13 protein-coding genes are annotated in these 22,905 nt (G+C 38.7%); 5 read left to right on the forward strand and 8 right to left on the reverse strand.

All coding sequences use genetic code 11. The annotated features are described in order from the left end of the window. Positions 1-98 precede the first annotated feature (98 nt). Positions 99-1,736 carry an L-lactate permease gene (locus FNLLGLLA_RS08530; protein ID WP_008602367.1) on the forward strand — a complete coding sequence of 546 codons (1,638 nt, stop codon included), beginning with the start codon at positions 99-101 and terminating at the stop codon, positions 1,734-1,736. 389 nt (positions 1,737-2,125) lie between these two features. After that, positions 2,126-3,313, forward strand: coding sequence for a multidrug effflux MFS transporter (locus tag FNLLGLLA_RS08535; protein ID WP_008602366.1), 1,188 nt, complete (start codon positions 2,126-2,128; stop codon positions 3,311-3,313). A gap of 861 nt (positions 3,314-4,174) precedes the next feature. Here FNLLGLLA_RS08535 and FNLLGLLA_RS08540 read toward each other — a convergent pair. From FNLLGLLA_RS08540 to FNLLGLLA_RS08575, 8 genes are all read right to left on the reverse strand, one after another. Next, the gene (locus FNLLGLLA_RS08540) at positions 4,175-8,431 is read right to left on the reverse strand and encodes a 2-hydroxyacyl-CoA dehydratase (RefSeq protein WP_021148571.1); all 4,257 of its coding nucleotides are present in this window, start codon (positions 8,429-8,431) and stop codon (positions 4,175-4,177) included. 514 nt (positions 8,432-8,945) lie between these two features. Further along, on the reverse strand, positions 8,946-9,779 hold the full coding sequence (locus tag FNLLGLLA_RS08545) for a MetQ/NlpA family ABC transporter substrate-binding protein (RefSeq protein WP_105087152.1): 834 nt from the start codon (positions 9,777-9,779) through the stop codon (positions 8,946-8,948). Positions 9,780-10,152: 373 nt separating this feature from the next. Then, entirely contained in the window at positions 10,153-11,466 is a 1,314-nt protein-coding gene (locus FNLLGLLA_RS08550; RefSeq protein ID WP_105087153.1) for a DUF389 domain-containing protein, read from the reverse strand. Between the two features lie 9 nt (positions 11,467-11,475). After that, the gene (locus FNLLGLLA_RS08555) at positions 11,476-12,513 is read right to left on the reverse strand and encodes a nicotinate-nucleotide--dimethylbenzimidazole phosphoribosyltransferase (RefSeq protein WP_105087154.1); all 1,038 of its coding nucleotides are present in this window, start codon (positions 12,511-12,513) and stop codon (positions 11,476-11,478) included. A 289-nt stretch (positions 12,514-12,802) separates the two neighbouring features. Further along, positions 12,803-14,122 carry a dicarboxylate/amino acid:cation symporter gene (locus tag FNLLGLLA_RS08560; RefSeq protein ID WP_105087155.1) on the reverse strand — a complete coding sequence of 440 codons (1,320 nt, stop codon included), beginning with the start codon at positions 14,120-14,122 and terminating at the stop codon, positions 12,803-12,805. A 197-nt stretch (positions 14,123-14,319) separates the two neighbouring features. Then, positions 14,320-15,186 (reverse strand): hypothetical protein, encoded by an 867-nt coding sequence (locus tag FNLLGLLA_RS08565; RefSeq protein WP_105087156.1) that lies wholly within the window; start codon positions 15,184-15,186, stop codon positions 14,320-14,322. Between the two features lie 41 nt (positions 15,187-15,227). Next, on the reverse strand, positions 15,228-16,058 hold the full coding sequence (locus FNLLGLLA_RS08570) for a hypothetical protein (RefSeq protein WP_004698137.1): 831 nt from the start codon (positions 16,056-16,058) through the stop codon (positions 15,228-15,230). Positions 16,059-16,082: 24 nt separating this feature from the next. After that, positions 16,083-17,255 carry an iron-containing alcohol dehydrogenase gene (locus FNLLGLLA_RS08575; protein ID WP_174892367.1) on the reverse strand — a complete coding sequence of 391 codons (1,173 nt, stop codon included), beginning with the start codon at positions 17,253-17,255 and terminating at the stop codon, positions 16,083-16,085. Positions 17,256-17,402: 147 nt separating this feature from the next. Between FNLLGLLA_RS08575 and FNLLGLLA_RS08580 the strand changes: the two genes are divergently transcribed. From FNLLGLLA_RS08580 to FNLLGLLA_RS08590, 3 genes are all read left to right on the forward strand, one after another. Further along, a complete protein-coding gene (locus FNLLGLLA_RS08580) occupies positions 17,403-18,962 on the forward strand; it encodes a hypothetical protein (protein ID WP_174892368.1) in 1,560 nt (519 codons plus the stop codon). A gap of 282 nt (positions 18,963-19,244) precedes the next feature. Continuing rightward, positions 19,245-21,527, forward strand: a complete 2,283-nt coding sequence (locus FNLLGLLA_RS08585; RefSeq protein WP_004698234.1) for a ribonucleoside-diphosphate reductase subunit alpha — start codon at positions 19,245-19,247, stop codon at positions 21,525-21,527. A gap of 148 nt (positions 21,528-21,675) precedes the next feature. Then, positions 21,676-22,704, forward strand: coding sequence for a ribonucleotide-diphosphate reductase subunit beta (locus tag FNLLGLLA_RS08590; protein ID WP_004698130.1), 1,029 nt, complete (start codon positions 21,676-21,678; stop codon positions 22,702-22,704). Positions 22,705-22,905: the final 201 nt, after the last annotated feature.

The raw sequence follows: 22,905 nt of genomic DNA on the forward strand, positions 1-22,905 counted from the left end.
ATTAACATCATAGCGATTTATTCATCAATTAAATTGATTAAACTACGTCGTCCTGTTGAGCATATATTTTTGTTTTACTTGAAAGGATGATCTTAGAAATGAGTGCTATCACCGTTCTATTAGCGCTATCTCCAATCATTTGGTTGATTGTAGCGTTATCCATCTTGAAATTACCTGCATGGCAAGCAACAAGTGTTGCTGCGATTGGTTCTTTCATTATCGCTATTACAGCATTCCAAGCTGACCCATTTATTATGGTCACTGGTGCCCTTGAAGGTGCCGCATTGGCAATCTGGCCAATCCTATTAGTTATTACAGCTGCTATCTTCGTTTATAACTTGGTAGTACATACGAAAGCAATGGAAACTATTAAAACCATGCTTTCTTCTGTAACATCTGATACTCGTGTACTTGCATTACTACTTGCATGGGGCTTTGGTGCCTTCATGGAAGGTATGGCTGGCTTCGGTACTGCCGTTGCAATTCCTGCAGCTATGATGGTTGCCGTAGGTTTTGACCCACTTAAATCTATCATCGCATGTCTCGTTGCAAACTCCGTACCAACAACATTTGGTTCTATCGGGATTCCAACAACTACATTGGCATCCTTAACAAACCTTGATCCAAGCCATTTAGGTACATTCATTTCCGTACAATTGTTCTTGCTTAACCTTATCGCTCCATTCTTTGTTGTTATGATTATTGGTGGCGGTATTAAAGCGTTAAAAGGCGTATTCCTTGTAACATTGCTTTCTGGTTTAGCATTAGCAGTTCCTGAAACTGTAATCAACGCTGTAATGGGTCCAGAATTATCCGTAATTTCTGCATCCATCGTTATCATGGCAGTTATCATTGGTTGTGCAAAAATCATGCCTCCTAATGATCCTAAATACGCAGTTAAACAAACTGGCGAAGTCCCTAAAGTTTCTGGTGGCGAAGGCCTTGTAGCTGCAATGCCATTCATCTTAATCTTCGTATTATTGTTATTAACTTCTAAATTGTTCCCTGCAATTAATGGTCCTCTTGCGTCCATTAAAACATCTGTACCTATTTATCAAGGTGCTGGTGCAAAACCTTACACATTCGTATGGATTGCAACTCCTGGTATTATGATTTTTATCGCTGGTATTGTTGGTGGTTTCATCCAAAAAGCAAAAGCTGGCGAAATCTTCGGTACATTGGGTAGCACAGTTAAAAACTTGAAATTCACATACCTTACAATCATCACAGTTGTTATGACAGCTAAATTGATGACTTACTCTGGTATGACTGCAGACATTGCAAAAGCAATGGTTGCTGGTACAGGTACATTGTATCCTCTATTCGCTCCTATCGTGGGTGCGTTGGGTGCATTCTTAACTGGTTCTGGTACAAACTCCAACGTATTGTTTGGCCCACTTCAAATTGCTGCAGCCCAAGGCTTAGATCCTACAAACTTCGAAGACCTTGGTTTCTGGTTGGCAGCAGTTAACTCCGGTGCAGCTGGTATCGGCAAAATGTTGTCCCCACAATCCATCGCGATTTCTATTGGTGCCGTAGGGCCTGCTTTGAAAGCATACCTAGAAAACCACAAAGAAATCAGTGCTGAAGAAGCTCATAAACTAGAACATGAAATCGAAGCAAGTGTTATCATGAACAGTGCCTTCAAATACTTCATTGTATTCATCGTAATGCACGGTTGTATTTCCTTCTTCGGTCAACATTTCATCCATGAAATTCACCACTTTTTCTTCTAAGAACTGGTAACAAAAAAAGAACAGCTCTTCACGAGCTGTTCTTTTTTGTTGCCACATATGAGAATACTACATATAACATGGTTTAATGATATTGCTTCTACAGATGAAACCGTAGCTGTCCCGATTACTACTATTGCAGCTAACACAAAACCTTTTAGTTAATATTTCATATAATTCTCCCATCGCCAATAAACACATTGATATTTTTAGATATAATTAATATACTAATTGTAATCTATAAATAGAGATATAGCAAACTCAATATTTCATATAGATATTTTTTCTCAATCATGGTAAAATACATCGTATCAAATAGAAAAAATTAAATGCAGTCTGCGAAGTGCGATTCGCAGACTTTTATTTTTCTCACTTTAGTATAGGAGGGTTTTATGACTCAAGAAAATTCTGCTAAGGTCTCTTTCATCTTAGTAGTATTCCTTGGTCTGTTGACAGCCATCACACCACTTGCAACAGATTTATATTTACCAGCATTACCAATTATGCCTAGTGAACTAAATACATCTGCATCAAATATTCAAATGACCATTGGTGTGATGACTTTTGGTGTTGCATTAGGTCAATTATTTGGAGGTCCTATTAGTGATACTATGGGCCGCAAGTTGCCTCTTATAACAGGCAACTTACTTTGCGTTATCTCTAGCATAATCTGTGCTTATGCACCAAGCATTGAAATACTTTTACTAGGACGCTTTCTACAAGGTTTAACAGGATCTGTGGGCGTTGTAATTGCTAAGGCCATCGCTCGAGATTTTGCATTTGGTCAAGAATTGACTAAACTCTTTGCATTGCTCATGATGGTTAACGGTTTGGCGCCTGTAATCGCTCCGCTCATCGGCGGTCAATTATTACTATTCACTACATGGCGCGTTATCTTCGTTATTTTAGCAATATTTTCTGCTATTCTATTAGCGGGATCTCTTCTCTTCCGTGAAAGCTTACCTAAAGAAAAACGCGTTACAGGTGGCGTTGCAACTGCTACAAAGAACTACATTACGCTTATTAAAGATAAGCGATTCCTTGGGCAAACACTAATCCAATTCTTTGCTTTTGGTGGATTCTTTGCGTATATCTCAGGTTCATCCTTTGTATACCAAAACATCTTCCAACTATCTGCACAAGAATTTAGCTATCTCTTTGGTATCAATAGCTGTGGTATTATCTTAGCTAGTGCCATAAGCGCTAGATTAAGTAATGTAATCACAGTTCGACAATTACTAACATTTGCCCTCTGGCAACTAACAATCGGCTCCTTGCTATTCTTAATAGCTATGCTTTTCGAATGGCCACTTATTCCTGTAACGGCCATTCTATTCTTTACCGTATGTACAGTATCCCTATTTGGCTCTGCCTCTTTCTCTATGGCAATGGCTAAATACGGTAAAATGGCTGGAAGTGCCTCTGCAGTACTTGGCTTTGCTAGCATGTTCTCTGCAGGAATCGTATCTCCATTAGTTGGTATTGGTGGGGAATATACAGGGATTCCCATGGGGACTACAATGCTAGTATGTTCAGCGCTTTCCTTATTGTGCCTATATGGTTTGGTAGAAAAAGATTAATCTCTTTTACACATTTGTATAAGCCCCACAATGGGGCCCGACTACAACAGAATAATATTAGTATATAAATAAGATACCCCTTTCCTTGCTCAGTACTTCGTAAAATCGCTTCGTAAAGGGGTATCTTATTTATATTAACACTACCTGTGAAGGCGTCCCATTGCGGGACTTTACAAGCATATTTCAAAATAGATTAATTCTTTAACTCTACAAACACCTAGGCATAATAACGAAAACCACCTACACAACTGATTGTAGGAGAAAGGAGATGTGCCATAGGCACATCTCCACATTTCTCCCCCTCCTCTATCCAGTTATATTTTCAATGGGACATCTTCATAGCGAGCGTTTATAGAAAAAAACACAGCCCTCTCTCTTCTTTTTCCGTTAGATGTATTGCGAATTTTTTGTGAATAATGAGATAAAAAAACGATGGAGCTATTAGATATACAGTAGATTGAATCATTTACATTTTATAATGGGACATCTTCATAATTAGCGTATATAGAAAAGAATACAGCCCTCTCTGCAGCGATTTTACGGAACGTAGTAACGTACTGAGCCAAGAGAGGGCTGTATTTTTTCTATACTAGTAATATGCAGTTGTATTCGGGCCCCATTATAAAATGTAAGGGACCTTATCGCTTATTCACTAAATTCCATCCCAACTTCTCCCCACTGCACTAGTTATATTTTCAATGGGACCGCTTCATAACAGGTGTATATAGAAAAGAACACAGCCCTCTCTGCAGCGATTTTACGAAGCGTAGCGCCGTACTGAGCCAAGAGAGGGCTGTGTTTTTTCTATACTAGTGTTATGTAGTTGTCACGGGGCCCCATTGAAAATATAACAGAGCACCCTTATTCAAACATTGTCGATAGTAGTAGTTTCAATCGGTTTGCTTGGTTAACCGCACTGGATCCTGGATCGTAGTCGATAGCTGCGATTCGCACGTCTGGGTAGGCAGCGGATAGTGTTTTCACCATGCCTTTACCTGTTACGTGGTTTGGTAAGCAGCCAAATGGTTGTAAGCATACAATTTGCTTAGCTCCTTTTTCGATAAGGTCAATCATATCTCCTGTGAGGAACCAGCCTTCACCACATTGGTTACCAAGTCCGATGAATTGGGCTGCTTCTTTTGCTACTTCTGTCATACGTTGTAGCGGGTCAAAGTGTTTTGACGCTGCTACGGCTTTTGCATATGGCAAGCGGTAGAGCTCAAGGGCTTCACGAGCCAATGTACCAAAGAAGCCAGATAGCCATGTACCATCAAGGTGCTTAGCACGGTATGTGCTATCCATTGCACAATACAAGAAGAAATCTAGCAAGCCAGATGTAACGACTTCGCCGCCTTCCTTTTCGATAAGCTCATTAATATGATTGTTAGCACTTGGATGGAATTTAACATAAATTTCCCCTACGACACCAACACGAGGTTTTTGTACATCTTTATTAATTGGTAAGTTATCAAAATCATGGATGATTTCTTTGATGTACTTATTATATTGTCGAAGACTGGCAGATGTAATATTATCACGTAATTTTTTAATCCAATAATCACATAATGCATCGGTAGAACCAGGATTTGTCTCGTATGGCCGTGTGGCAAGAACACATTGCATGAGCGCATCACCGTATACAACAGCTTGAATCATGCGATGTAAGAAACCTTTTGTCAACTTAAAGCCTGGTTGGCGTTCCATATCACTCGCATTAAGAGATAGAATAGGTACTTGTTTCATACCAGCATCAATCAATGCTTTACGTAAGTAACCGATGTAGTTTGTAGCACGACAACCACCACCAGTTTGAGAGATGATAACAGCCGTCTTATCTACATCATATTTACCGGATAATAGTGCGGACATGAGCTGCCCTACAACGATAATCGCTGGGTAACATGCATCGTTATTAATGTATTTTAAACCCACTTCGATATCGTCACGCGTAGGCGCTGGCAACATTTCAAAGTCATATCCTTCATTTTTGAGTACTGGCTCTAAAAGGCTAAAATGCAATGGTGACATTTGTGGCACCAAAATTTTATAAGTCTTACGCATTTCTTCTGTGAAGACAACGCGATTGTAATCGTAAGTTGGTAATTTCTCTACCACTACCTCTTCCGGCGCCTCAGGATTATGATGACGACGCAAGCTACGTTCCATTACAGATTGCAAGGAACGCAAACGGATTGTCACGGCTCCAAGGTTTGTACCTTCATCGATTTTGAGCAAGGTATGGATTTTGTGATTTGCTGAAAGTATATCTTTTACCTGATCTGCTACGATAGAATCAAGGCCACAACCAAAGGAGTTAAGCTCTACAATTTGGAATCCTTCAGTTCTACTTACGAATTCAGCGGCACGATATAGGCGACTATGGTAGGACCATTGGTCTACAACACGTAAATGCTTGATTTCATTGCCTAATGGTGCAACGCCATCTTCTGTAAGAACAGCCATACCAAGAGATGTGATAAGTTCAGGAATACCGTGGTTAATACCGGAGTCCAAATGATATGGACGGCCAGCCAATACGATTGTAGGAATTTGTTCTGCCACTAGGCGAGACACGGTTTTCTTTGTCGTTTCACGGTAAGACGCTTTACAGTTTTCCTGCTCTTCCCAAGCGAGGTCTACAGCCTTAGCAATATCCTTCTTCTTTAAGCCTAAGAAATCCAATGCTTTCACAAGAGCCGGAACAAGGGATTTTTTATCAGCTAGCGGCAAGAATGGTGCGTGGAACGGAGTATCGCCCAAAACCTCTTGCATATTATTTTTGATAAGTTCTGGATAGGAAATAACCATTGGACAATGGTAATTATTGTCGCGGCTAAATTCCTTAGGGCCATGTTGAATACAAGGGTACCAAATAAAGTCTACCTGTGCATTCGCTAAGTCGCGAATGTGACCATGAACAGCCTTTGCTGGATAGCAAGCCGTATCGGATGGGATCGTATCGATAGCCTTATTGTATTGATCCTTAGTCGTATAATCTGAAAGGATTACTTCATAACCCAAGCTATTGAAGAATGTAAACCAGAATGGGAAGTCCTCATACATGTTGAGAACGCGAGGAATCCCTACACGCATTTTACCTTCAAACTCTGGAATGTTTTTCTTCAAGTAGTAATCAAAGTAACGACGTAATTTTACATCTACCAAGTTAGGAACTGGTTTACGTTTCTCTTGGATCATATCGCCAGCACCGCGATCACAACGGTTACCCGTTACGTACGTACGACCATCGGAGAAGGCATTAATAGTAAGCATGCAGTTATTTGGGCAAAGGCCACAATTGCGCATTGTCGTAGATACTTGTAAAGAATTAAGGCCTTCACTATCTAGCAATGTGCTTTCACCCTTTTGTAACTCTTCCGCCGTTTCTGCTGCAAGAAGAGCCATACCGTATGCACCCATCAACCCAGATACATCAGGGCGAATCACCTCTACACCCATCAATTTCTCAAAGGCACGCAAAACGGATTCGTTATAGAACGTACCACCTTGTACAACGATATGATCGCCTAATTCTTTAGGATCTTTCACCTTAAGAACCTTATAAAGGGCATTTTTAATTACAGAATAAGCAAGACCTGCTGCGATATCTTGTACCGTAGCACCTTCTTTTTGAGCCTGCTTAACCTTAGAGTTCATAAATACGGTACAACGAGAGCCTAAATCGATTGGCATAGGTGCCAATAATCCTTCTTTTGCGAATTGATCGATAGGAATTCGTAGCCCAGATGCAAATGTATCAATAAAAGAGCCGCAACCAGAGGAGCAAGCTTCGTTCAACACGATATCTTCGATATACCCATCACGAACCTTACAGCATTTCATATCTTGACCGCCAATATCCAGAATAAAGGATACATCAGGGCAGAAAAAGCGGGCCGCACGATAGTGAGCCATCGTTTCTACTTCACCGATATCGATGCCGAGAGCGCGTTTAAGAAAGGCCTCGCCGTAGCCGGTTACGCCAGAGTGTGCAATATAGGCACCTTTTGGCAATAATTCATATATTTTCTCGATGATTTCACGAGATTTTTCTAATGGTTTACCATGGTTAGGACCATAATGAGAGAATATAATTTCCTTATTGCTATTGATAAGAACTACCTTAAGTGTAGTAGAACCAGCATCAATACCAAGGTAGCAAGGACCTTGAGCATCCTCGATATTCGCCTTTGGCGTTACAGCCTTAGCGTGACGAGCACGAAAATCTTCTAATTCTTGTTCATTCTTAAATAGCGGATCAACACGGTCTGTAGCTTCCATGGGAATACCGATAAGTGCACCGATTTCCTTTGTCAATTGGCCAACAGTAATCTCGCGGCACTCATCTTTCATCAATGCCGCCCCTAAAGCAATGAACAATTCACCATTCTCAGGGATAATGCGATGCGCTTCATCTAGCTCTAAGGTATCGCAAAAGCATTGGCGTAATTCAGACAAAAATGTCAAGGGACCGCCAAGGAACGCTACATTACCTTCGATTTTATGACCACATGCAAGGCCAGCAATCGTTTGATTTACAATTGCTTGGAATACAGATTTTGCAATATTTTCATGAGATGCGCCTTGGTTTAACAAAGCTTGTACGTCTGTTTTAGCAAATACGCCACAGCGTGCCGCAATTGGATAAATCGTATCAGCATTCATGGCTAATTGGTTAAGGCCAGATGCATCTGTCTGCAATAAAGTCGCCATTTGGTCAATAAAAGCGCCCGTACCACCAGCACAGGAGCCATTCATACGATGTTCTGCAGTTTGACCTAAATACGTAACCTTCGCATCTTCGCCACCAAGTTCGATGATAACGTCTGTCTCTGGATAGAGGGCTTTCACAGCTCGCGTTTCAGCAATAACCTCTTGTACGAATGGGATGCGCACCTTTTCGGCCATAGCCATCCCACCAGAACCAGTAATACATACATGAACAAGAGCGTCTTCATGACCAACTTGAGCCTCTTGTAACAAGGTATATACTGTGTCCAATATGTTTGCATAATGGCGTATGTACTTTTTATACAAATAATTATCGTGTTCGTCCAATAATACAACTTTAACCGTTGTAGACCCCACGTCAATCCCCATGCGTAGCATGTGCTGCATAAATACCTCTCTTTTTAACAACCGTATGACCACCTAAGTGACCATACTTATTTTTGTGAAAGTCTCACATGTAATATGTACAACATATATAATGTACTAAGCATCTAAAATAAACAATTAAATTAGATAAGGATATAATACTTTCACCAAAATATCTAAATTTTTAAATATCCTATCTTTATTATACAACAATAACAGTTAAAATCTAAGTTATTTCTATATCTAAAATGTTATAGAAAATATGTTAAGATTTGAATTTCAAAGTCATATATATAATAGGATGTAAAAAATATTATACCATTTTACAATGAAAAGTAACGTATCTTTTGCAACATAACAGGTCAAATCAAATGTATTAATTGCATTAGACAAAATGTAATTTATAAGAAACTAACCCCAAAATTGATTCCAATTTTGGGGTTAGTTCATAAAACAGTACGTCTTATTCGTATCAATAAAGTTAATCTGAGGAGATGCTTTGTGAAATACATTATGTTATTAACAAATCAGTTGATTAGAACGCTGGGATAATAGCCCCTTTGTAATGTTCTTCAATGAACTTCTTAACTTCTGGAGATTGTAATGCTTTAGCTAATTTTTGAATAGCTGGTTTATTTTCATCACCAGGGTTTACGGAAAGAAGATTTGCATATGGAGAATCCGCTTTTTCTACGAATAAACCATCTTTTGTAGGATTAAGACCTGCTGGCAATGCATAGTTAGCATTAATTACAGCTGCGTCTAAGTCTTGAATGGAACGAGGAATTTGAGCTGCCTCTAACTCTGTAATTTGGATATTTTTAGGGTTGCTAGTCACATCAAATGGTGTGTTAGTCAAACCAGTTGGGTCTTTCAAAGTTACAAGACCTGCACTTTGCAACAATAAAAGTGCACGAGCACTGTTTGTTGGATCAGATGGAATCGCTACTTTTGCGCCATTTGGCAAATCTTTCAAATCTTTAATTTTTTGAGAGTAAATAGCCAATGGTTCGATGTGAACTGGTGCAAAACTTACGAAGTTTGTACCATGATCTTTATTGAAGTTATTTTGGTAAGGCACGTTAGCAAAGAAGTTTGCATCTACTTCATGGCTAGATAATGCCATGTTTGGTTGAATGTAGTCTGTAAATTCAATGATTTGAAGATCTACACCTTCCTTAGCCAATAAAGGCTTGATTTGATTTAAGATTTCAGCATGAGGTACAGGGTTCGCTGCCACTTTTAACACCTCTGCTTTAGAGCTACCAGCATTGCTGGAACTTTCATTGGTTGTGGAAGAGCCACAACCACTAATCAATAAGGACGCGCCTAATACGGCCATCGCTGCTAATGCTAACCATTTTTTCATGTAATCCTCCTATCTACGATGAACACCTACATCTATTGACGAGGACTCACGCGTATACAACACACGTAGATATTGTAATAAATTTATATATTCTTATTCATGTATCTACATTCAATTATTTAATAATTTCGATGTTGTAAGTATAGCAATTTAAATCCTACTTGTATAATAGATTTTATATATTAATCTTTATAACTAAAATCTATAGCAAGGATAAAATAATAACGTTTAACTATACCAAGCAAATAAAAACGGTACTAAGATAATTTCCCGTACTACTAGGTAATATACCTAATAGCTAAAATCAAACTTAGTACCGTTATAAATGTCGCTCTATATAATAAACAATCTAATCAAAATCAAAAAGATCAAATTATAAAGTTGACGTTGTTTGCTCAATAGAAATAGTTACAGGTGCTGATAACTTAGCCTCCAACCAAGCTTTTATTCGTTTCGAGTCTACATCAGATACACTAGACGTGGTACGAATAATCACTATATAACGGCTCGCTTTAGCCTGTTCAAGATTATCTATCAAAGGCATGCCTTCCACTTTGCTTACAAACGGGAATAACGCCTTTGCTTCAGCTTCTGTCGTTTTCATTGTGTTTATAGTTTCACTTACTAGTTGATAAGTCGGCTGGTACAGATTACTCAAATTTTTATATTTTTCAAGATTTTCCGAAGATTTATTTAAGTTCGTCTTATCCATAGTAGATTTATTCTCATCTACGCTATTAACAAATCGCAATGTATAAGGCTGCAAGTACTCATCCTTCTGTAACTTGTCATCCAACTGGGCTTGCTCTTCTGAATTCACAGGAGCTCCTATAACTACTAAGTCTACTAGCTTATTCGTTCGATCCAATGAATAATCAATCACTTGTCGACGTCCATCTTGATTAATATCGTTCTTAATAAACTGCTCTATATGATTTGACTCAGAATACTTGATGGTCATATCATAGCCTGCATAAATACTTGGTATAGCCATAATAAAACCAATCACAAGAAATATTAGCTGATTACGACGAATAAGCTCTTCTGCTTGTTTATGGAATGGCAAACTATATACACCCTTTAAAACAATAAAAGATGCAAAGAAGATGAAGAATGCATTTATAAAGAATAGATAGCCAGCCCCAAAGAAATAGTTCCAATTTCCATTAGCAAGGCCATACCCTGCCGTACATAGTGGTGGCATAAGTGCAGTTGCAATCGCGACCCCTGGTATAACATTATCTAAGGTCTTACGCGTTTGCCCAATAATCCCAGCTAACCCACCAAATATAGCAATAAATACATCAAAAATACTCGGTTCTGTACGCGCTAATAGTTCAGATGTAGCCGTCTGAACGGGGGAAATATAAAAATATAAAGTAGATGCCAAAACAGCAATCGTAATCTGTAAGGATAATCTTAAAATAGCGCTTTTCACAACTGTAAAATTAAGCGTAGCGAAGCCAAAACCAGTTGCTAGAATAGGTCCCATCAACGGCGATATAAGCATAGCACCAATAATAACTGCCGTACTATTCATATTCAACCCAATAGAGGCAATAAACATGGAGAGGATCAGGATAACCAAAGCAGGTCCCTTAATCTTAGCCCCACCTATCAACCTTTTAGCAATGGTTGCATCATCGGCTCGCTCAAAATGTATATCAAAGTATTTATTTATTTCCATTCTTCTTCCTTATAATTTCATCAGCTCTGCAAAGGTGCCCACATTTACAAACATATGCTGCGTTGTTTTTAGCATTTGAACCATCAAGATGGCCCCCGTGCCTTCTCCCATCGACATTTGTGCTTGAATAGGAACCATGTCTTGAGTGATCCCCACCTCAGCCAAAGCGATTTCCGTACCTTTTTCTTTAGAATAATGCGATGGCAATGCATAGTCCTTAATACGAGCGTTTATGTGCGTTGCACAAGCAGCTGCCACAGATGTTATAAAGCCGTCAATAACAAAAGGCTTTTCAAAATCTACACAAGCCAGCATCGCCCCAAGAATAGCGGCAATATCAAAGCCCCCAACATGAGCTACGATTTTACGAACTCGGTCAGGCTCATGTTCAGAAGCCATATTGTTCTTATGATGCTCTAAAACAGACCGAACAAAATCAATTTTACGCTTCATCAGCTCTGGTTTGTCTGGCCAGGAACCAGGGCCCACGGTTTCCGTTGGCTTAGCTCCAGTTAATGCAGACAAAACACAAGCAGAGGTTGTTGTATTACCCAAGCCCATTTCACCAAAGGAGAACAGATTGATTCCTTGTTCTACATAATGTTGAATCCGTTCATATCCAGCTTGAAAGGCGCTATTAAATTCATCCTCAGCCATGGCAGGATGGTTCAAAATATTCTTTGTACCCTTCGCTACTTTGCGATTCACACCAATACCATCATCTGAGGCAATTCCTACATCTACAACCTCATAAGGAATATTGTTAAAGTTACAAAATTGTGTCGCCGATGAACCACCGAGTAACATATTACGAGATTGCTTTTGTGTCACCTCGTAGTTATAGCCTACATAACCTTCCATATTACAACCATTATCAGCAGAAAATATGATATGCTGTGGTCGGATTTCACCATTAATCTCGCCCCAAGCCGCGCAAATCTTACGGAAATATATTTCCCATAAACCAAGACCACCTGGGATAAGGCATTTTGGTTGGAGAAATTTATTTAATTGTTTCTCTATCGGTAATACTGACTTATCTTTCATTCTAATCTCTAATCCGCACCTAATGTGCCAACTAGCCTTCTATCAATTCGATATTATTCTATCTGAAAGTATAACATAAAATGCATATCTAGTAATGTGACTATTATTAGTTTTTAGAAGTATAATTTAATTTTGAAATTTAGTATTCTAACAACTATATTTCTAATCGAAATTATCATTACACAATTACAAGCACTCTAGTAGATAAAAAAGGTTATCCCCTTACAGGATAACCTTTTATTTGAGTTATATAATTAAGTATTTTCTTAAGTCTATCTAACCTACGAATTTAAGCACCTTGGAATTGAGGCATGTCGTCGCCACTAGAGTCGTCCAATTTACCTTGAAGGTCATGGTCAACCATGGCACATACAGATGCATCAGACCATACGTTTTCAGCGGTTTCAATCATATCGATAATCGTATAGATTGGCAAGATGATACCAAGCAAACCAATTGGTGCACCGATGGAACTCATCAAGGACAAGGTTAAGAAATAACAGCCCATTGGAACGCCTGCATTACCAATCGCAGCGAGAACAGCAATAAATAACCAAGCCACCATTGTGCCCATAGTTAATTCCATTCCTGCATTTTGCATTACGAATAAGGATGTGACAAGAATGAAAGCTGCGCAACCATTCATATTAATAGTTGTACAAATTGGCAATACGAAACGAGCTACTGCAGGATGAGCTTTCAAATTATCCTCAGCAGATGCCAATGTAACAGGCAATGTTGCTGCAGAAGATTTTGTGAACAACGCAACGGCTACAGCTGGAGACATTTTGCGGAATACATCCACAGGGTTCAAACCGCGGAATAACAAGAACAATGGAATTACGATAAAGAATTGAATCAAGTTACCGCCAATAACAACAGCCGTATATTTACCTAAGGCACCAACAATGACGCCTGCTTCGATTTGTGCAGATAATTGACCTGCAAAGGCAAGGATGCCGATTGGCAATACATAAAGCAATGCTTTAATCAACGTGAACAATAACTCTTGTAAACCAAATAACACTTTCAACACCGCTTCACGATTTTCTGTGCGTGGCATGAAAGCAAAGGCTAAACCAACGGATGCGGAGATGAACATTACGGACAATACATTAGCTTGTAAGTAAGGTTGCAAGATATTATTTGGAATAACGGATAAGAAATGATCGTAATAGGTAACGGTACCGAGTTTTTCTGGTACTTGAGATGCGCCAGCACCGATTACATCAATTGGCAAGTTGCCTGGTGCAATCCAAAGGTATAAGCCAAGTCCTACAGCCGCCGCACAAATCGTGGTTAGCAAAGTATACACTACGGCATGACCAAAGATACGACCTGTATCCTTTTTAGCACCTAGCATGGATAATGTAGTAATTACTGCTAAGGATACGGTTGGAATTGCGATAAATTGAAACAAACGGGTAAAGATCGCTGCAATAAAATTAAAGAGCTCATTTAAAGCCGGAATATGTTGCCATCCTAAGATAGCACCAATGATGAGTGCCCCCATCCATAAAATGAACTGGCGCAATTTACCTTGACCACGACTTTTTAAGGTAATCTCTTGCGCTAAGACATCCACATTCTTGTCGTTTTGATCTGTCATAATAACACCTCTCTACAAACTAAACTACTAGAGACTAAAAAAAGAAATCCCAGCCCTAGGGCTGGGACAGTGAATATCCGAGTCTCTCTTTAATTCACATTATAGAGATATGATTTAAAATTGTCAATTCCAATATTTGAACACATTATAATATATTCAAGTATTATTTCAATTTTTTATAGACATTCTAATAAAAACTAATGATACATATCTATATCTACAGTAATCATTCGCGTTCGCTCTGGATTAAACATAAAGTAAATGACTCTAGGCTGATCATGATCAAAGTTATGGTAAACAACATATACTATATATTTCTCAGCTGATATCCGAGTACTATAATAATAATCTTCCTTAGGATCATCACCGATACTCTGTGTACCATCAATTACCCAGGGAAATAATTTCCAGTTTTGTCGTTGAACGGTAATAATCTCATAATATTCATTCACGTCACTAACTAATAAATTTCTATCCTTTGGATATGTAAATGAATTAAGTGCTTTAAAGGTACTATCATTTTTCCTGCCATTTACAAACGAATACCAAGCATGAGATTTAACAGTTTCCTCATACTGTGAAATAGTAGCTTCATCACCATCTAATACCAAGCAACTATAACTCCCACCCAATCCAATTACCTCAGCAGAAGAAACCACTTTCAAGCTCTCTGGTAAAGACTTAGGTGTTTGTAATGGAGCCGGAATATACCCCGCTTTAGATGAGGGCCATGTAGAGTGCCACTGTTTTGTATCATAATGAGATACCCCTATAGCAGAAAATGCTAAATTAACAGCTAATGTGGGAAGCATACACAGAAAAAAGATTACATAAAAATATGTTAAAAATCTTTTTCGTATAGCTTTCTCACTATCGATTACTCCACATTTTTCAAACAATAACACAATCGTAGCTACTAACAAAATCAGATAGTATAACCCAGAATATGATATCTCATCCGAAAACAAAAATGTTAGTACCCAAAGAATTATAAAGAACCATATACTTTTTCTATATGGAGGCTCAGTAAACAAATTCTTTAAATACATTAAACACTGTCGCATATACACTCTCCACAATCGAATTTGTAAAAGTCTTAAGTATTTTAATTCGACTGATAAAACACAGCTCGAGTCCCATCATCATTGATTAACAGTTCTACAAAATGAGGCCTTTTTATATCACCATTATCTACAAATACATATAGTCTATGATTACGAACGGAGCTAGTACTTTGATTAACCACCGTTTTTGTTTCTTTTCTAGGTGCAAAGCGCAACCATTCAACAAAATCTCGCTTAGGTAGATTTATTGGCTCTTCATTTATACTTTCAATAATATTATATTCACTCGGATGAGATATTGACGTTTTTCGTTCTCCCGTTTTTAAATCACGTAAAACACCATGCTTATCGATTTGTACTTGATAAGTAGCTTGTGCCTTTGCAATTTTCTCATACTGTGCAATAACTGCAGGGTCCCCTTCTAAAACGGTATATTTCGTAGGATATGCACCCGCCCAAGCTAAGTCATCACCAGATGCTGAGGCTCTAATAATCCCTTCTGGAAGTACACTAGGACGCTTTAATCCTTCTGGTAATTCATCACTATCAGGCCAACCACGTTTCCAATCCATTGTACTAAACTCAAAACCATCAGTTTGATCACGAGTCGTTTGAGTATCATATTTAAGCCAATCAGCTACGAGCCAAGATATACAAAGGGTTATGACAACAAACAAACCACAAGCCAATCGATTATAGGCTCTTTCAGATATAGTTCGTTTCTTAAAGCGACCATATTGCAGTAACACACTCAATACTATAGCTATACCAAAAACCATGTATGTAATAGGCGCTATATTAAATAGGGTTGCCACAACTGCAAACAACATACATAGCATAACCGTTAATAGGCCATAAAATCCTTGAAACAAAACTCTCTCCTATCATGACAATACTTAGAACATTTTCTTATACAACATTTCTATATCTTCCCGACTCACGTCGGCCACTGTATTAGCAATATTCCCGGTAGCTACAACGTATACGTTATCGACGAGCCAAGGAATGTCTTTTTTCGTTAAGCCTAGTTCTGTAAGGTTCGTGGTAAGATCCAGGTCATGTACAATCAAACGTAATGCTTCACCTAGTTCGGAGCCATCTCCATGGTTGAATATACGAGCTAAGGCACCAAACTTATCAGGGTTTGCACTCCATGTATATTCCACTGCAACAGGTTCAATAACGGCAAGGCCTACACCGTGAGTAATATTCTTAAGCCCACTAGCAGGATGTTCCATGCCATGAGCAAGTGTTACACCGGCAGTATTAATAACCATGCCTCCAATTGTGCTAGCCAATGTAACGGACTCCCAAGCTTTTGTAAGTTGAATTTCGTTGAGAACAGCTGATTTGCCTTCAGCCATTGCTTTCACATGTTTATATAGTGGCACAAGATATTGTGCTAATAAGGTTACCGCATAATGAGCTAATGCATCGGTAAAAGGTTGTGCCGTTTTAGAGGTATACGCCTCGATATTATGACAGAGTGCATCAAATCCCACAGATGCCAATATATGAGGAGGCATTGTACCCATTACAGCAGGGTCTACAATGGATACCTTTGGTACGATGGCATCACATCGCAAGGATTTCTTGTCTCCTGTTTCGGGATTAGTAAGTACACCAAAGCCATTACCTTCAGAGCCGGTGCCACAGGTTGTAGGAATTACAATAAGAGGCAACGCCTTATCACTGGTTTTACGGTTAAAGATATAATCGTTAATATCACCTTCGTTAACGGCCATAAATGCAATGCCTTTTGCACAGTCCATGATAGAGCCGCCACCGATGGCAATAACCATATCACAGCTTTCAGATTTAGCTAAAGCAGCACCGTCCAACGCAGTCGTCGTTAAGGGGTTTGCATCCACTTGGTCAAACAACACATGTTCGATATGTGCCGCATCAAGTTTAACCGTCACACGGTCATATAGTCCAGATTTTTTGGCACTTGTCCGCCCTGTTATGATGAGTGCTTTATTGCCATAAGGCTTAACAAAATCAGCAACACTATCGACTTTATCCCAACCAAATTGGATATGTACTGGTAAAAAATAAGAGAACTCCATGTGAACGACCTCTTTTCTATAAATACTAGCTCTTAATGTTATTGTAATGTAAATTCAGACGCCTGTAAAACCTCATAGGACTTTCACTAGAAAACATGTATACTACAGATAAGAGGGGGCATTTATTTTTATAAAGGGAGAGAATCTATGAAATCTGCAATTACACATTTATGGTCTTCGCTGCGGGACCTAGCAACGCAGTCACCTATATTACTGGCATTAATTGCCGTATTTTCATGTACACCGTTTTATCTAGAGCAAGATTGGTTTGCCGATATAGACCTTTGGTTCTATGGGCTGTATTTCTTCATCGTCATACTACAATCATATATAACACGAGATCGAAAGTTCTCCGTAGTATATACATTATTAAGCATAGGTATCAGCGTTGGTCTATATACGATTCATGAAACGTACCATCACATACGAGGCATCGAGCTAGCCACAGAAAATATATCATATCTATGGCTGTACTCTATGATTGCTCTATATTTTACATCGCCTGGAGAATACTACATCGGCGAAATCATCAATCGCCTGAAACGGATTGGTATTACCATTGTTACATCAACACTGTACAATGTCGTCATAATCATGACTCTATGGTTTTTCTTCATCATTCTGAACAAACCATTTACCTTTGATGATCTAATCTTTAAAGTACTAGCCGCTATTAATATTTTTATCTGTATGTCCATGCTGTGCACTTATAAAGAGGAGCTTGATGGGCCGCCAGAACCAAATACATTCTATAATGTTGTTTTTGGAATCATACTACCAAAGGCTTCCATCATTACAGGTATTCTAGCTAATATCTACTTGGTATTGATCCTCTTAGGCCTCCGTGAAGATGCACGGTTCCTTTACACATATTATCCGTATGTAGCCATTTTCTATCTATTTTACTTGGCTAGTTTCAGGTCTAGTGAAAGCAGCAAGACACAAAGGATCCTATGTTTCTTATTTATTACGATTACAATATTGTGCTTAATCCTAATTGGCAAGCGCGTAATAAATGAGCCCGTACTCTGGCTCAATACGATTTACGTAGCCACATTCAATCTAATCTTCTTAGCACATAATGTATACTCCTTTGTAAAGCGTTTGACTCCATCGATCCATACAACGATTATGGCGCTCGCTTTAGGTGCAGTCCTTTTAATGCCTTTTATCGGTTACACATCCCATCAAGAGTTTACAAACTATGCGAAAATTGACGGTCAATGGTACGTATACTTGCCTATTACAGAAACATTTAACCCTGATTTTACAGACTATGGCAGGACGATTATACAGGAGGATTTTTCAAAACCAGGAGAAACGGAAATATATAAGGAACGAAATATTCAGTTTATCAGCTTTACGGCCGTTGAAGAACCTCATGTTATTTCGCTTGTAGGATATAATAAATTCATTTCTAACATCGAATTAGAAGTACGTGAGCCTGCTGATAGTACAGCTGACATACCAACAGCATCCTATGAATCTATCAATTTTAGATTCATCAATGAAGGTCTTGATTTAGAGGTATCTCTACCCAATGGTGTGACCGAAGTTCATCATATATATGAAAAATTCCTCACTGTTCCAAAAACGGCTTCAGATTCAGTCATTATAGAAGGCACGGGATACAAACTCTTAATCCACTCCTACTACGCATATCAAGACAGCGCACGAAGAATTATTTTTAGCGTATTATATAATTAATTATGAAAGCTAGTAATTTAAGGCATCTTCAGCCATATCGACATTTTTTGTAAAACTATATTAAAAAATTTCCAAATGTCAATATTGAATATATAGATTTTTTTCGCTATAATCGTAACATAATGTATAAGCCAAATAAGAAAACTACCATATATAGTAGTTTTCTTATTTTTCTGATTAGACTCAACTTAAAGATATTTTATATAATTCATTCTAATCTTATATATGCTTATACGACTATATTAACAGTTTTATGACTTTTTGCTCTCAAGGGGAACAGTAATGGAGATTATGATCAAGAAACGGGATGGCCATTTCGAGCCGTTGTCCGTTGAAAAAACGAAACGAATGATAGCCTTCGCATGTTTGGGGTTAGATTCTTGTGATCCACTAGAATTGGAAATGGATGCGAAGTTGCAATTCGTTGATGGCATGACTACTAAAGAAATTCAAAAGACTTTAGTCCAAACAGCTATCGAAAAAGTTATATCTAAAAAAGACGACGGCTTCGGCAACCAAGTTAATAAAATGAACCAAGATTGGCAATTCGTAGCAGCCCGCCTATTCTTGTTCGATCTCTATAAAGAAGCCGCTATTACTCGTCGTTACAAAGCATTTGGCTACGGAAACTTCCCAAATCTAGTCAACATGCTTGTAAAAGAGAAAAAATACGCAGACTTTTTCGTTACAGAGTACACAGCTGACGAATTGCAAGAATTAGGCGATTATATCAAACCTAAGCGCGACTATCTCTTCAACTATGAAGGTCTCAAATTATTGGCTGACCGTTACTTGGTAAAAGGTTTTAACAAAGAAATCTTTGAATTACCTCAAGAACGTTTCATGGCTATCGCAATGCATTTGGCTCTTGTAGAAGGGGAAAATAAAGTAGAATACGCTAAGAAATTCTACGATTTGATGAGTCAATTAAAAATGACGACAGCTACACCTACTTTGGCAAATGCTGGTACACCATTCCACCAATTGTCCTCTTGCTTTATCTCTGGTGTAGATGATAACTTATGGTCCATTTACGACGTAAATAGCAAGTTCTCTCGCGTATCTAAACACGGTGGTGCTCTTGGTATCTACCTTGGCAAGGTTCGTGCATTGAACTCCGATATTCGCGGCTTTAAAAACTCCTCTGGTGGCGTTATTCCTTGGATCCGCTTGTACAATGATACTGCAGTCGCAGTAGACCAATTGGGTAAACGTAAGGGCGGCGCTACAGTAACACTTGATATTTGGCATAAAGACTTCTACGAATTCGTAGAACTTCGTACAAATAATGGTGATGATCGTCGCAAAGCGCACGATATCTTCCCTGCTATCTCCGTTCCAAATATCTTCATGGAACGTATGTTAGCTCGTGAAAACTTCACCCTCTTCGACCCTCATGAAATCTTGGCTGTAAAGGGCTATTCCTTAGAGGACTATTATGATACTGATGACAATAAGGAGTTCACAAAACGTTACCTCGAATGTGAACAAGATCCTAACTTACACGGCATCGAAGTACCAGCATTAGATATGATGAAAAAAATCATGCGCTCCGCTGTTGAAACTGGTACACCATTTATCTTCTTCCGCGATACTGTAAATGCTGCCAATCCTAACAAACATGCAGGTATGATTTACGCATCCAACTTGTGTCATGAAATCGCACAAAACGTTGGCTTCACTAATCTTGCTGAAGAAATCATCAACGAAGACGGTACAATTACTACAAAAACAAACACAGGTGATATGGTTACATGTAACTTAAACTCCATCAGCCTCGGTCGCATTACAGACGAAGAGTTGGAAGAAAACATTGCCCTTCAAATTCGCATGTTAGACAATGTTATTTCCATCAACCAAGCACCAGTACCAGAGTCTCGCATGACTTCTGATAAATACCGTGCTATCGGTCTTGGTACATCTGGTTATCACCACTACCTCGTAAATCATGATATCCAATGGGAATCCGATGAACATATCGAAGTAGCGGACAAATTATTTGAAAACATCGCATTCTATGCGATTAAAGCTTCCATGGAGCTTGCTAAAGAAAAAGGTGCGTACCCTGCTTTCAAAGGTTCCGAGTGGGAAACTGGTGAATATTTCACACGTCGTGACTACACATCTGATCGTTGGAAACAACTCGCTGCAGATGTTGCAAAATACGGTATCCGCAACGGTTACTTGATGGCCGTAGCTCCTACAGGTTCTACATCCAACATCGCTAATACAACAGCTGGTATCGACCCTATCTTCAAAAAATTCTTCATCGAAGAAAAGAAAGGTTCTTTCACACCAAAAACGGCACCAGATTTGAACGACAAAACATTCTGGCTCTACAAAGAGGCGCATACTATCGACCAACAATGGTCCATCAAAGCTTGTGGCGTACGTCAACGTCATATTGACCAAGCACAATCTTTCAACTTGTACATTACGCCTCAAATGAAAGCGAAAGAAATTCTTGACCTTTACGTAGAAGCCTACAAACAAGGGATTAAAACAATCTACTATATCCGTAATCAATCCCTCGAAATGGATGAGTGCACTAGCTGCTCCTCCTAATATTGGAAATATAATTGCTATATTTTGCAAAACCTATTCACTATAAATAGAAAGTACCGATTTCGAGAAGGATACTTTCACCAGCACTATAAATCTGATGACGACCTATAGTCGTATAGGTCGCATCATTGTATAAAGGAGTCCTACTATGGATAAAAAACTGATTTTCAACGAACATGGTGACCGTGGCACGCAATCCATGATTGGCGGTAATACCACAAACCTTCGCGAGTGGAATCGTATCAAATACGACTGGGCAAACCAAATGTACCGTACAATGCTCAACAACTTCTGGATTCCAGAAGAGATTTCCTTGAACGAAGACGTTAAACAATTCCCATACTTAACAGATTACGAGCGTCGTGCCTTCGATAAAATCATTGCGTTCTTAAACTTCCTTGATTCCATTCAATCTGAAAACTTGCCTAATTTGAGCCGCTATATTACAGCATCTGAAGTGGCATCCTTATTGAATATCCAAGCATTCCAAGAAGAAATTCACGCTCAAAGTTATTCCTACATTTTGGACACTGTAACAAATCCGATTACACGTGACAAAATCTATGACGAATGGCGTACAGATAAAACATTGCTTGAACGTAACCGTTTCATCGCCGATGCATACCAACGTTTCAGCGATGATCCTAGCGAAGCAAACCTTATTCATACAATCATCGCTAACTATATCTTAGAAGGCATTTACTTCTACTCTGGCTTTAGCTTCTTCTACACATTGGCACGCCAAGGTAAAATGACAGCTACATCCACAATCTTTAAATACATCAACCGCGATGAAGTAACTCACCTCGTATTATTCCAAAACATCATCCGCGAGTTACGTCGTGAACGTCCTGACTTGTTCACACCTGAACTAGAAGCAAAAATCACGGACATGATTCGCCAAGGTGCAGAGAATGAAATCGCTTGGGGCCAATACATCACTGACGATAAAATTCTCGGTCTTAACAACGTTCTTATCGAACGCTACATCAAATACCTTGCAAATATCCGCTTAGAAGCAATCGGCTTGCCTCATTTGTATCCTGAAATTAAGGAAAATCCAATGGAATGGATTGAAAGCTTCTCCAACTTGAATAGCACAAAAACTGACTTCTTTGAAGCTAAAGTTACAAACTATACAAAAGCAGCGGCATTTGATTTTGACGATTTAGAATAATAGACGTTATAAAATACAATATCTAAGGACGTACGGACCAATAGAAAAGAGCTAATAGCTATAACGCTATCAGCTCTTTTTTCATGATTATTTAAACCTTAGTTATGAGGAATTGCTGCAAGTTTAAACAGCGCTTTCCTATTTATCTCTAAAAAAACAAAATACTATCATATCAGTCTATCATATCAGTGTATATGTTGC

The organism is Veillonella parvula, from assembly GCF_902810435.1.
In the GTDB taxonomy this organism is placed as follows: domain Bacteria; phylum Bacillota; class Negativicutes; order Veillonellales; family Veillonellaceae; genus Veillonella.

Coding starts and splice junctions, on each gene's coding strand:
- FNLLGLLA_RS08540 (WP_021148571.1), bottom strand. CDS start 8,431: ATGCAGCACATGCTACGCATGGGGATTGACGTGGGGTCTACAACGGTT.
- FNLLGLLA_RS08575 (WP_174892367.1), bottom strand. CDS start 17,255: ATGGAGTTCTCTTATTTTTTACCAGTACATATCCAATTTGGTTGGGAT.
- FNLLGLLA_RS08545 (WP_105087152.1), bottom strand. CDS start 9,779: ATGAAAAAATGGTTAGCATTAGCAGCGATGGCCGTATTAGGCGCGTCC.
- FNLLGLLA_RS08590 (WP_004698130.1), top strand. CDS start 21,676: ATGGATAAAAAACTGATTTTCAACGAACATGGTGACCGTGGCACGCAA.
- FNLLGLLA_RS08560 (WP_105087155.1), bottom strand. CDS start 14,122: ATGACAGATCAAAACGACAAGAATGTGGATGTCTTAGCGCAAGAGATT.
- FNLLGLLA_RS08565 (WP_105087156.1), bottom strand. CDS start 15,186: ATGCGACAGTGTTTAATGTATTTAAAGAATTTGTTTACTGAGCCTCCA.
- FNLLGLLA_RS08555 (WP_105087154.1), bottom strand. CDS start 12,513: ATGAAAGATAAGTCAGTATTACCGATAGAGAAACAATTAAATAAATTT.
- FNLLGLLA_RS08535 (WP_008602366.1), top strand. CDS start 2,126: ATGACTCAAGAAAATTCTGCTAAGGTCTCTTTCATCTTAGTAGTATTC.
- FNLLGLLA_RS08580 (WP_174892368.1), top strand. CDS start 17,403: ATGAAATCTGCAATTACACATTTATGGTCTTCGCTGCGGGACCTAGCA.
- FNLLGLLA_RS08530 (WP_008602367.1), top strand. CDS start 99: ATGAGTGCTATCACCGTTCTATTAGCGCTATCTCCAATCATTTGGTTG.
- FNLLGLLA_RS08585 (WP_004698234.1), top strand. CDS start 19,245: ATGGAGATTATGATCAAGAAACGGGATGGCCATTTCGAGCCGTTGTCC.
- FNLLGLLA_RS08550 (WP_105087153.1), bottom strand. CDS start 11,466: ATGGAAATAAATAAATACTTTGATATACATTTTGAGCGAGCCGATGAT.